General features: G+C 44.2%; 12 protein-coding genes. 4 read left to right on the forward strand and 8 right to left on the reverse strand.

Annotated features, from left to right (window positions below; genetic code table 11):
• Window positions 1–9 precede the first annotated feature (9 nt).
• Genes V7R55_RS03260 through V7R55_RS03270 form a run of 3 tightly spaced genes read left to right on the forward strand, consistent with a single transcriptional unit; the run spans window position 10 to window position 2,725 of the window.
• A complete protein-coding gene (locus V7R55_RS03260) occupies window positions 10–504 on the forward strand; it encodes a cytochrome c-type biogenesis protein (RefSeq protein WP_334057960.1) in 495 nt (164 codons plus the stop codon).
• Window positions 501–1,790, forward strand: a complete 1,290-nt coding sequence (ccmI, locus tag V7R55_RS03265; protein WP_334057309.1) for a c-type cytochrome biogenesis protein CcmI — start codon at window positions 501–503, stop codon at window positions 1,788–1,790. Before V7R55_RS03260 ends, ccmI begins: the two co-directional genes overlap by 4 nt.
• A gap of 2 nt (window positions 1,791–1,792) precedes the next feature.
• Entirely contained in the window at window positions 1,793–2,725 is a 933-nt protein-coding gene (locus V7R55_RS03270; RefSeq protein WP_334057310.1) for an MlaA family lipoprotein, read from the forward strand.
• Between the two features lie 185 nt (window positions 2,726–2,910).
• Here the strand turns inward: V7R55_RS03270 and galE are convergent, their stop codons facing one another.
• The 8 genes from galE to V7R55_RS03310 all read right to left on the reverse strand — a co-directional run bounded on the left by galE (window position 2,911) and on the right by V7R55_RS03310 (window position 10,900).
• Window positions 2,911–3,933, reverse strand: coding sequence for a UDP-glucose 4-epimerase GalE (gene galE, locus V7R55_RS03275; protein WP_334057312.1), 1,023 nt, complete (start codon window positions 3,931–3,933; stop codon window positions 2,911–2,913).
• Window positions 3,930–4,232, reverse strand: coding sequence for a DUF6170 family protein (locus V7R55_RS03280; protein WP_334057314.1), 303 nt, complete (start codon window positions 4,230–4,232; stop codon window positions 3,930–3,932). Before V7R55_RS03280 ends, galE begins: the two co-directional genes overlap by 4 nt.
• A 113-nt stretch (window positions 4,233–4,345) precedes the next feature.
• A complete protein-coding gene (locus V7R55_RS03285; RefSeq protein WP_334057316.1) occupies window positions 4,346–5,866 on the reverse strand; it encodes a peptide MFS transporter in 1,521 nt (506 codons plus the stop codon).
• Between the two features lie 216 nt (window positions 5,867–6,082).
• Window positions 6,083–7,201: a capsule biosynthesis protein gene (locus tag V7R55_RS03290; protein WP_334057318.1), complete on the reverse strand. Its 1,119-nt coding sequence runs from the start codon at window positions 7,199–7,201 to the stop codon at window positions 6,083–6,085.
• Between the two features lie 12 nt (window positions 7,202–7,213).
• A complete protein-coding gene (locus V7R55_RS03295; protein WP_334057320.1) occupies window positions 7,214–7,888 on the reverse strand; it encodes an ABC transporter ATP-binding protein in 675 nt (224 codons plus the stop codon).
• Window positions 7,885–8,664, reverse strand: coding sequence for an ABC transporter permease (locus tag V7R55_RS03300; RefSeq protein WP_334057323.1), 780 nt, complete (start codon window positions 8,662–8,664; stop codon window positions 7,885–7,887). The genes V7R55_RS03295 and V7R55_RS03300 overlap by 4 nt, the downstream gene beginning before the upstream one ends.
• Before the next feature lie 2 nt (window positions 8,665–8,666).
• Complete coding sequence (locus V7R55_RS03305) at window positions 8,667–10,496, reverse strand: polysaccharide biosynthesis/export family protein (protein ID WP_334057326.1); 1,830 nt, start codon at window positions 10,494–10,496, stop codon at window positions 8,667–8,669.
• 5 nt (window positions 10,497–10,501) lie between these two features.
• Window positions 10,502–10,900 (reverse strand): hypothetical protein, encoded by a 399-nt coding sequence (locus V7R55_RS03310; protein ID WP_334057328.1) that lies wholly within the window; start codon window positions 10,898–10,900, stop codon window positions 10,502–10,504.
• 491 nt (window positions 10,901–11,391) lie between these two features.
• On the opposite strand from V7R55_RS03310, the gene wecA reads away from it, so the two are divergent.
• A complete protein-coding gene (wecA, locus tag V7R55_RS03315; RefSeq protein WP_334057330.1) occupies window positions 11,392–12,453 on the forward strand; it encodes a UDP-N-acetylglucosamine--undecaprenyl-phosphate N-acetylglucosaminephosphotransferase in 1,062 nt (353 codons plus the stop codon).
• Window positions 12,454–12,471: the final 18 nt, after the last annotated feature.

The following is a 12,471-nucleotide window of genomic DNA, read 5'->3' on the forward strand; positions in this document are numbered from 1 at the left end:
GATACAGATATGTGTGTTGCTCACAATATAACTATCAACTTTTCCGTTTTCAAAGCGCTAGTGTCTAGTGTTTTTGCTCTTTTGTTAATTGTTAGCGCTTTCTCGGTACACGCCGCTGAAGATAAATTTACCTTTGACACTTCAGCGCAACGTGAGAGCTTTTTAAAACTTACCGCTGAACTGCGTTGTCCAATGTGTCAAAACCAGAATATTGCAGATAGCGACGCCATGATTGCCCACGACATGCGCCGAAAAGTATACACCTTACTCAAACAGGGCAAAACAGAGCAGGAAGTTATTGAATTTATGAAGTCGCGCTATGGCGACTTTGTACATTACCAACCGCCTGTTACGGCTGCGACACTGTGGCTTTGGGCTGGCCCCGTATTGTTTATATTCATTGCCTTGTTGGTTGTAATTCGCCGGAAATCGGTAACGCCACCTGAAGATATGGCCGCTAAGCTAGCCAAAGCAGACAAAATGTTGGAGCAAGAGAAAGAATGAGTTGGTCTGAGTTTTATATTATTGTTTCAGGCTTAATCACGCTTGTTCTTTTAATTGTCGTTTTTCCATGGCTACGCAATAAAAATCACGCAAAACAAGACAGTTTGAGCAATACGCAAATTGTTAAGCAGCGCCTTGCTGAACTTGACCGCGAGGTGCAAGAAGGTCTTATTAGTGAGCACGACAAGCGCCAGGCGGTTGATGAGCTCAAACTAGCGCTAGTGGATGAAAGTGCATTTCAATCTCATAAAACAGGTAATGCAAAACTTCCGCTCGCGATTGGCGCCGTGCTTGCGATAGCCTGCGGAGTGATTGTATATGCGCAGGTAAACCAAATGGGTCGTGTTGCCCAGGCAGCCCAAGCCATTGAAGCGTTGCCCGAATTGAGTCAACAGCTTGCCAGCGGTAATGCGAATAACCTGACCCAACAAGACATTGCTAGCCTTGCTCTTGCTATACGCCAGCGTTTGAGAGAAGAGCCCGAAGATGACACGGGATGGATGTATTTTGGCAGATTGATGCTGAGTATTGGTCAAGAAGTACAGGCCATTGAAGCTATTGATAAAGCGGTGAGTTTGGCACCGTCTATCTCTGCTAATCGCATTACGCTTGCTCAAGCCTTGATGACCACGGGTGATGTAAATAACTTGGAACGTGCGCAATCTATCTTGTTAGGCTTGCTCAATGACAACCCTGAGAATGATAATCTCGCGCTTATGATGGCAGTGGTGTCGGCTCAACTTGGGGATCTTAATAATACTCGTCGTTTTTATCAGCAAGTTGAAGGCAAGTTGCCAGCAGATAGCGACATGGCCCAGCGTTTAGTTGCGCGTATAAAAGAGCTCGAGGGAAATACCACCGAAATGGTAGCGTTACAACGCTCGGATGCAGAACCTGCGGATGAGGCAAATATACAAGGCGATAACAAAGAGGCTGTTACTGGCTTTACAATAACCGTTAATTTGTCCGATAACGCCAAAGCAAGCGCGCCTAAAGAAGGCTTTTTAATTGTGTTTGCTCAAGATGCTATTTCAGGTAATAGAATGCCTGCAGCTGTGGTTAAGATGCCAATAGGAGACTTCCCGGTTTCTGTGAACCTAACTACCGAAAACGCTATGATGCCACAATTTACACTTGCTACGCTTTCTGATGTAGTGGTTACCGCAAGACTATCGGAAGATGGTAATGTGGCGGTAGCTAAGGGAGAATGGCAGGGAAGCGTGAATGCAAGCGTTACAGCCAATCAGCTATCTTCACTAAGCATTATTATTAATAAGGAATTATAAGTATGGACTTGTCCAAATCACTCGCGACCGGGTTGATTATTGCCGCAGGTTTTCTAGGTGGCTGTGCGACCAATGATGCGCAGTCTCAATTGCAGGAGGCTAAGACAAATACTGCTGTAGTAGATACATCGGACCCAAGAGATCCCCTTGAACCGGTCAACCGCGAGATTTGGGATTTCAACTGGGATGTGTTGGATGCATATATTTTGCGCCCTATTACCGTTACCTACGTTACCATTATGCCTCAGCCTGCACGAACTGGTTTAGTTAACATTACGGATAACCTACAAGAGCCTGCAAACTTTTTAAATAATTTGGCCCAAGGCAAAGTGGATGATGGATTAGACAGCCTTGCTCGCTTCTTGATCAATACTACGGTGGGCTTAGTCGGAACCTTTGATGTTGCGTCTAAAATTGGCATTGAACGAAAGCGTGAGCAATTCGGCGAGACACTCGCCGTGTGGGGTTTAGATACAGGTCCTTTCTTAATGTTGCCATTTTTAGGCCCAAGCGATCCGCGAAGCTTTACCGGGGACTATGTTGATGGTTTCGCTTTTCCTATGTCTTTACTCGAAGGGTCGGTAAACTTAGCGCGTATTGGCATTTCGGTACTTGAAACACGAGCTCAATTACTTGATCAAGAGGCACAGCTTGAGCAGTCTGTTGACGATTATGCTTTTGTGAAAAATGCCTACTTTGAAAACTTGGAGTTTCGCGTTACCGACGGTAAAAGCGGTGATAAAGCAATTGATGATGAGCAGCTAGATGACTTTGCTGATTTTGAAGCAATGTTGGAAGGCAATGACTTTGATAGTTATGAAGAAACGTCGGAAGAAGCTGTTGATGAGTCGACAGATTCAGAAGATTCGTCAGTGAATGACACTGAGAAAGCTAAGCTAAAAGAAAAAGACGCCAAGTCGAAAGACGGCAAATAGAGAAAGAGTAATAATTAAAACGATGTTGGATAAAGTTCGGGGGCAGGGGTTATTTATTGTTATCTAACCTCAACTTCAACGTCACTCTAGCTATAAATGCCCGCACAAAAAAAGCCATGCTCAACAGCATGGCTTTTTAGTTCTAGGTATGTGAACAACCCTATTGGCAGCGTTCAAACGACAAACTAGTCCTTTGGATAGCCCATCGGGTTTTGCGACTGCCAGTTCCATGTGTCTGCGCACATGTCTTCTAAGCCTTTTTCAGCATGCCAGTTAAGTTCTGTGGCCGCTTTCGTTGGGTCGGCATAACAGGCTGCCACATCGCCGCTTCTGCGCGGGGCAATCTTATAAGATACGGTTTTACCCGAACCTTTTTCGAAGGCTTTAATCATTTCGATTACTGAATAGCCCTGACCCGTACCTAGATTGTATTTATCTAGGCCCATGTTTAGGTTAAGTCGATCGAGCGCTTTTAAGTGACCGTTGGCAAGATCGACAACATGGATGTAGTCGCGAACGCCAGTGCCATCAACGGTATCGTAATCATCACCAAATACGCTTAGTTGCTCTAGCTTACCGGTGGCTACCTGAGAGATATAAGGCATTAAGTTGTTTGGGATGCCGTTAGGATCTTCACCAATTTGACCAGACTCATGCGCACCAACTGGATTGAAGTAGCGAAGTAATACGATGTTCCACTCGTTGTCTGATACGTAAAGATCGCTAAGCATATGTTCAACCATAAGCTTCGACATACCATAAGGATTAGTCGGTTGGCCTGTGGCCATGTCTTCGCGTAGCGGTAGCGATGCTGGGTCGCCGTAAACCGTAGCAGAGGAGCTAAATACAATATTCTTTACGTTGTGCTTCTGCATGGCTTTACATAGCGTCAGCGTGCCGTACACGTTGTTTTCGTAGTACGAAAGAGGCTTTTGTACAGATTCGCCAACGGCCTTTAAGCCCGCAAAGTGAATAACGGCAAAAATATTATGCTCGCTGAAGATGTCATCTAAGACTGCAGTGTCGCGAATATCGCCTTGAACAAATGTCACTGACTTGCCTGTCAGTGTTTCTACGCGACGCAACGACTCAGCACTTGAATTGGCTAGGTTGTCGAGTACGACAACGCCGTAGTTTTGTTCAAGTAACTGTAGAACTGTGTGGCTACCTATATAGCCTGCACCACCAGTGACTAAGATGGTCTTCATGCATTCTCCTTGCTAGACGGTTGCGCAATGTATTTAGCGCAGATGGAATATTGAATAGGTTTTATAACCAATGGATAAACTAAAAATACCACAAAAGCCCAGAGTAACGAGGTCCAATTTGATGCGGTTTGAAGAATAAGGGCAAATACGGGCACGATAACGAGTAACTTAAGAACATTCAGTAAGGTCTTTTCTGGTACCGTAAGCCTTTTGGATGCCTGGTCGAGCAACTTAACGCGCTCTGTTAAAGAAAGACCTTTTAAGGCAGGAATGTCTCTTGTAGAAAAATAAAACTTCATAGGTTTGCTCTAAGCCTTTATTTCGAAACCTTAAATAAAAAACCGCCGGAACGTTACGTCGCGGCGGTTATTGTAGGGGAATTGGTCAGCACTTAAAACATGCTAACTATAAATTACGCTTTTTCTTCAATACCAGCTTTTTCCCAGAAACGAGACTTAAAGCTCATTAAACCAATCACGATAGCAATAGCTATGCTGAATAGGGCAATCTGAAGATATAGGTCAGGCATTTGTTCAACGTTCTCTGGGTCGAAGTTACCAGAGAGCAGGCCAGCAATGATGTTGCCGATAGAATAGGTAAGTACGAAAACCCCCATCATTTGCCCTGCAAAGCGCTTAGGCGAAAGCTTACTAACGGCGCTTAGTGCAACGGGGCTTAGGCAAAGCTCACCAACCGTATGCAAGAAGTAAGTAGTAACAAGCCACATAGGCGCAACTTTAAGGCCTTGTGCAGCGTACTGCGACGCCATAAACATTACCAAGAAGCCCGATGCCATAATAACGATACCGATAGCACACTTGATGGTGTAAGACGGGTCTATCATTCGCTTAGCAAGGTTAATCCAAAGGGCAGCGAAGAAAGGCGACAAAATTATAATGAACAGCGAGTTTGAAAGCTGGAACCATACTGTTGGAATTGCTTCCATTCCGAATAGGGATGTAATAAGCGAACCGCTTTCAAGTACGCGGTCTGTATAGTTCTGTGCGAATAGGTTTAACGAAGAGCCTGCTTGCTCAAAACCAGACCAGAAGCATGCAGACGCAACACAGACTAAAAACAGCGCCCACATGCGCTTCTTCTCGTTGTCGCTTAGCTGGCCTTTAAAATAAATAAAGCCGAAGTAAAGGAAGAAGATTACAGTAAAGGCAACGGCAACCTGTTGAGCAAGGGCTACAGGCTCGATAACGATGGTGCCCATGTGTGCAAGTACAATAACCACAACAGCGAGTGCAATTACTGCCCATACGCCCATCCATGCACGCTGTTTGGCCGCACCTTGATATGGGTTTGCGGGCGCTACAGAATCAGCCGATAACGAACGATTGCTGAAGTAATATTGAATAAGGCCAATAGCCATACCGATAGCAGCAGCACCGAATGCATAGTGCCAGCCCCAGTTTTCCTGTAAATAACCAGTCACTAGGTAGGCGATAAGAGAGCCAATGTTAATACCCATATAATACAGAGCATAGCCACTGTCACGACGGCCATCATCCTCACCATATTGCTGGCCAACCATGGCTGAAATATTGGGTTTAAGTAAGCCTGTGCCTGAAGCAACAAGAATTAGGCCGACGAAAAATAAATTTTGTAAGTCTATAGCAAGAACTACGTGACCTGCGAAAATGATAATACCGCCGTACCATACAGCGCTTTTACCACCGATCAAGCGGTCAGCTAGCCAACCTCCAGGCAAACCTAAAAAGTATACCGCGCCGGTGTATAGGCCATAGATAGCGCCAGCTGTTGCAACAGTAAAACCTAAACCTTGAGTTTGTAAGCTTGCTGTCATGAATAGGACAAGTAGCGCGCGCATACCGTAGTAACTCATGCGCTCCCACATTTCTGTAAAGAATAGCGTTCTTAGGCCCCCTGGATGGCCGAAAAAGCTAGTATCGTTAGATGGTTTCATAATTATATTTTAATTCCATATTGCTTATGGTTGTTATTGTAGAGCACTTATAGGATAGGCTCTTTGATATTAGTCCGTAAGGCGGATAGCTTCTTATACTAGAGCTTGCTTAAAGACACAAGATTTGGGCGACAAACTTCATTAAAGCAGTGTCAATCGGCTAAGCCTTAAGCGACTTAGCCGATTGATAACAAGGCTTATGTGAATTGAAATGCACTAAAGTTCGCGGATGGTAGCCACTACAATTCTTACGATTCCGTAAATAAGCAGCAAGGACACACCGAAAAGAACGAGGTTGTAAATAACGGTCGGATAAGCGTTATCATCTGGAAGAGTAGGCGATTCTACGGTCACCAAATGTTGCAACTTTTGATACGCTTCCACGCGTGCATTTTCAAGGGTTATAAGCGATGAAGAATACGCTTGAATTGCGAGCTGTAACTGAACCTGAAGATTACTGTATTGCGCCATAAGCTCACTCACTGACAGGGCCTCGCTTTTCCCTTCAGCAGTACTGATTCGCTCTTTCTGCTTCTCTACTTCTTTTTGTAATGCCGCTATTTCACGCTTAATATTGATGACTTCAGGTGCAACGTTAGACATCATGGTCGACATGGTACTTAGCTCAGCCTTTTTCTGGGCAAGGGTTGCTTGGAGCGAAAATGCTATCTGTTGAAATGCAGCACCTTCAGCAGTAGGGTCGAGCACATTGTATTCAGACTGAAAGGCCAAAATTTCAGTCTTGGCTTGTTGAAGCTTTTGCTCAACAATTTCATGTTCACCTTTGGCAAAAGTGAGTTTTGATTTCGCCAAGTTGTTATTGATATTGTTGATAAACTCTTCTGCCTTATCAACAATGGCTTTGTTGATTATTTGAGCATATTCTGCGTCAAAAGCACGGGTACGCAGGCTAATTACGGAAGACGCTGAATCAACGCTTACCTCAATATGATCCAAGTAAAATTGATAAAAGTCTTCTTGCTTATGAGAAGACGACAGACCGCTGAACATATCAGCTTTGTCTGACATATAATGGTCTCGAAGACCAATAGTGTCATCTAGATACTTAATCATATCGGCAGATTGAATATAAGCTTCCACTAACTGGCTTTCTGTACCGCCGGATGCGCCAGATACGCCGGCTGCCATTAGTAGCGAAGATGGGTCAAAGCTGCTGCCGCCATCGCTTGATTTAACGATAAGCTGACTTTTACTTTCGTACTGTGGTGCCGCCCATAGAACAAGATAGGCCGCGTAAAGTACCCATGGAAGCACAAGTAATAGCATTTTGTGTTTGCTTAGAAGGGCATTGAGCTGTGTAAGAGATTTTTCCACTGTGATTCGAACCTATTTAAGTGATTTCTTATTGTCTGCATCCTGCGTGTAAACGTCGATGCCTTCTTCAAGATCGTGATAATAAGTGAGTTTACCATCATCAATGATGACGGCAGAGGTGCAGAATTCGCGAATTTGGTCAAGCTCATGGCTCACCATGATAACGCCGGCCTGCTCGCTTTTTTCCTTAAGCGATAAACGCGCTTTTTTTCTGAAAAGCGGATCGCCTACTGATGTCGCTTCATCGATAAGGTAAATATCGAAATTAATATTCATGCAGCATGCAAATACCAACTTGGCGCGCATGCCCGACGAATAGGTGCGAACGGGAAGATCAAAGCGTTTGCCCAACTCAGCGAATTGCTGCACTTTTTCTTCGTACTCAGGAAGGGATTTAACATTATTGATTCTTCCAACAAAACGCGTGTTTTCACGCCCGGTCATTTGTGGGTGTACACCTGTTTGCAGCGCTACTGGCCATGACATAGATTTGTTCGTTAAAACGCGGCCTTTGTCTGGATATTCACTCTTGGCAAGCATGCGGAAGAGGGTTGACTTACCCGCACCATTTTTACCTAAGATTGCGACGTTATTCTCGGTTGGAAATTCAAAATTTAAATTTTTAAATATATACTGAGGCCCCATTTTACTCGGGTAGCTCTTCGTTAGTTTTTCTATTTTGATCATCGAGATAGCACCCTTTTCCAAGTAATGTGGTACATCGAAAGGCTTAGAAATAAGAAGGCGATGGTAATTTCTACAACAAAACTTAACGATACCCCTTTGGTCCCGTAGGACTCGAAGCATGCAAAGCGCGCGAGCTCATTGAAATGAACAAGCGGATTCCAAGTCAGATACGGCCAATATTCTTCAGGCAAATCTTGCAAGCTGAAAAATACGCAAGAAATAAACATTAAAGGGCGAGTGAGCATTGATTTAATTTTATCTACTTCTGGTACGAATGCGGCAGCTATCGCAAAGATCATACCGATGGATATAGAGAAAACCCATAAAAGAAGAAATAGAGATATTAAAAGTAACGGGTCATTAACTGTGAAGGTTTCGCCCATTAAGTAGAGTGCAAGGCTTAACAAGGCAACTACGACTACTTTCACTGAAAACTCTAAAAATCCCGCAGTGAGGATTGCAGAAATAGGTTGTACCTGTCTGAAAGCGTAAAGGGGTTTGTTCCTACGAACAGAGGTTGAGACGGACTGTAAACAAGTGGTCAGAGATTGCAGGCCCACCATACCAATCATCATAAATAGAAAAAGAGGTATAGAATGAATATCGTCGCCACTGATTAAGCCGCGTAAGTAAGAGAGCGCGAATATAAAAGCAAAAGGTTCAAGGAATGCCCACCCCAAACCAAACTTATCGTTGAATTTACTTTGAAGCTCACGCAGGAAAAGCGCAAAAATCACGCCTCTCCACGCATAGAGCTGATCTTTAAAAGTTACCATGCTTAGTTAGTAGCGACGTTAGCTGCAATTGCAATTTGATAAACGATTTGGGTAATGTCTTTAACAGCTTGCAGTACCTTGGTATCTATTGCAGGAAGAACGATTATTTGATCCCCTGGCTCAAGCTTGCTTTCATCGCTTGAAAGGAATGAGTCGTTCACGCTTGAAAAAGTAACGTTACCGTTTTTGCGAACAATTAGTATACGTTCGTCTTCGGCGCGTTCAGTAAAGCCGCCAGCCCAAGCTACGTAATCTTCTGTCGTCGCATCTGGGTTAAATACTACAGATTGCGGTAGCAGTACTTCACCGCCTACATGTATCAAATCAGTCACTTCAGGAATAACGATGGTGTCGTTAGGTTCAAGCAATATATTAGCTATGTCGCCATTTTCAGATACAACAACACGGCCTTGGGGCTCCACTCTCCTTGCACGAGCAATAAAGTCCGCAACGAGTTGCGCTTCTTGAGCACGTATCGCGCCTTCACCCGTTGAGCTTATCGGTGCGGTATACATGCTTCTCTCAAGACGCTGTAGGCCTTCTTCGATGATTTCCTTTTGTTTTACGGCCACACTTTCTCTAAGTAGATAAATATTTTGTGTGTCAGAAAGCGTCGTATCAGCTTCGATATGATCAAGCACGTCAAGCAGGCGCGCTCCCTTATCAACCATAATTTGTGATGCGCCTGCGAAGGCGCCTGCTACATTAATGCGATATATTTGCGGCTCGTGATCCGCAATGTATTCTACCGTGTCGCCTGCGCTTAGTTCTAAAGAAGCAAACGCATTTAAATCTAAGTAGCGTGCGAACTGTTTATTATCGCGAACACCCGATACAGACGCATGAGAAGCAAATTCACCGGGGCGCGCAAAGTAGTTAACTACGCCACCGTTGAGCTCTTCATTTAAAAATTCAAAAGTAAAGCTATTGCGTGCTCCGGTTTCAACCACGATTGTGTTGCCGATTGGGTGCACCAAAATAGTGTCGCCGTCTTTGAAAGATACTTCTGGAAGCTTTCCACTTCTGAAAAAGGCATACAAATCTGCGGTTGCGACGACCTTGCCATCGCGAACAATGTCGATTTGCCTAAAACTGCCACGTTGGAAGTCGATGCCTCCTGCACGTTTTAAGTAATAGAGCACGCTGTCTGAAGCAAGGCCGGCATACTGACCAGGGCGCAATACTGGACCTGATACAAATATAGACACCGGGGTAGACGTGAGGAGGTTTACATAAACATTCACATCATTGGTATAAACCTGCCTGATTTTTGATGTAACCGTTTGGTTAACACTGCCTGCTGGCGTATTAGCTACTCTAATGGGACCGATATTTGGAATAAAAATGTTGCCCTGGTTGTCTACGGTAACAACGCTAGAAAAATTAACCGCACCCCATAGCCAAATATTTATCTTGTCGCCAGGCGCAACCAGGTAATTATCGTTCAAGCCTGAACTGCGCTCCGATTCAAAGCCACCAATAAATAGGTTCGCAGCAAATGGCGGATTTTCCATAGGAGCTTGGGCAGGGAACACTGTATCAATAGTGGGCTCTCCTGGTAAGTTAACACCATTTCGCGGCTGTGTGGAGAATTGCCCCATAGAACTTGCTGAGCCCGTTGCGCCAGGTAAAGTTCGTTGAGTTGAGATACTTAGAGGAGAGACTGACTGTGTAGCCCCTGAGCTTTGCGACTGTTGAGCCCTTTCTCTTAGCTGCTGTAGTTGTTCGACACTTTGTGCGAAAACCGGTTGCAAAAGAAGGCAACCAACTACTGCTGAACACGCTGTTACTGAAAGCGTTTTAATTGTGTTTTTTATATCCATGAACTTCATTGATTTTACTCACCTTGCGCGGCTACTGAAACAACGAGGGGAGAAACTACTCTCCATTGACCATCCCGTTGGCAAGTTGTTAATTTGCGCTGTGCTCTGTTTTGAACAGAGTCACTATCTTGTAAAGAAAAGCGTATACACTTATTACCGGTGGCTGAAGTGTAGTGCTTGGTGGCTTCATAATCATAGCCATTGAAGCGTATTGAAAAAGATTCTTTTTTATCAAAATAAACATTGGCTTTTGGAATATTTATTGCAAGCTCTTTATCTGGCGCAAGAGAATATGCAAGAGAAGAGTGCACCAAGGGTATGTCAGCTTCGGTAACTGTAGGTGAGTTAGTGCACCCGGCTGCGCTCACAATAAGTGCGAACGGCAAGATTAAACGTTGGAATTGTTTGAACATTAGCTTTCATATCCATATAGCAATTTCGCGCTAGGATAACACAAGTTTAAAAAAAAGCATGTTTGCTATCCAACCTGCACCTTGGTTTCAGATGCCATAAAGACTGCATTGGCGTTAGAAAGTTCATAGGTGCTGTGAATTTAAACATTGGGTGGAATAAAAGTGTTTTTTGCCCGTTTATTTTATGTCTCAGTGAGCATTGGAAGTGTTAGAAGAAAATTTCTACGCATATAGGGGGGATCGCATTTGTTATGAAACGTTTTGAAACGATAATTTTTGCGATTTGGGTGGTTACTTAAACAAATGTTTTATATCATATGGCAGTTTTCGACCTGCATAGTTATAACAATAATCCCTCACCGCGCTGGAAGAAATGGAAGTTGTACATAGATGGAATCAATATTGAGCTTTTTAAACAAATTTACAAGTGCATTGGTTAGGCTGGTAAACACTAGTGTTTCGGTAACCGGTGACGAGAGGTTGTGTGTTTTATGCTAGCGTACTTGCAGTTCGTCCCGCTTTTTACTGCATTTTTCGTAGCCCTAATCCTTTTAGTGGTGATGACGCCTTTAGCGCATCAGTTTGGCTTAGTTGACCAACCTACAGCACGTAAACGTCATGCCGGAATCGTCCCTTTAACAGGGGGCGTCGCTATATTTATGGCGGTGCTGGTTGCGAGCGTTGCAACCGATGTATGGATGAAGAACAATCCACTTTTCTTTACTGCATCTGCTTTCGTGGTATTGCTCGGTATGCTAGATGATCGCTTTGATTTAAGCGCGAAAGGTCGCCTTATGTGTCAGTTTGGTGTGGCCGCTATCATGGCGTGGAGCGCGCAAAATTATATCACTTCGTTAGGAAATATTTTCGGAACCGGAGAGGTAATGTTCGACCTCGGCGGGTACTTCTTTACCATCGTTTGTGTTGTAGGGGTCATTAATGCATTTAACATGATAGATGGCATAGATGGTCTTGCAGGTGGTATGAGTTTGGTTATATTACTCACCGTTGCTGGTTTTTTGATTTTTACAGGTAATGGCGCCTCCATCATGGAGCCTCTTATAATCGTTGCCGCTATCGTTCCTTTCTTGGCGTTTAATCTTAGTTGGAAAGGGTTTAAGGGAAACAAGATATTTATGGGTGATGCAGGCAGTATGTTTGTCGGTCTCACCATTGTATGGCTGCTTGTTGATCACACCCAAGGTGACATGGCGGCGTTTAGGCCTATAACTGCGGTGTGGCTTGTTGGACTTCCTTTAATGGATATGGCGGCAATCATGTATCGCCGCGCGCGCAAGGGTCAGTCAATGTTGAAACCAGACAGGCAGCATCTACACAATATTTTTATGCGTGCAGGGTTAAGTAGTAGACAGTCGTTGGTGGCTATATTGGCGCTTGGAGCGTGCTATTGTCTAATCGGTATCCTGGGTGAAGTTTATCGCGTGCCAGAATCAGTTATGTTTTATGGCTTCATGGTACTCCTAATTATTTATAGTCTTGTGATCCAGCATATTTGGAGTGTACTTCGCTTTGTTAAGCGGTTTAGGTCGTAGATTAGGTAAAACCCGTAG

This window comes from Alteromonas sp. S005, from assembly GCF_036864475.1.
Classification (GTDB): domain Bacteria; phylum Pseudomonadota; class Gammaproteobacteria; order Enterobacterales; family Alteromonadaceae; genus Alteromonas.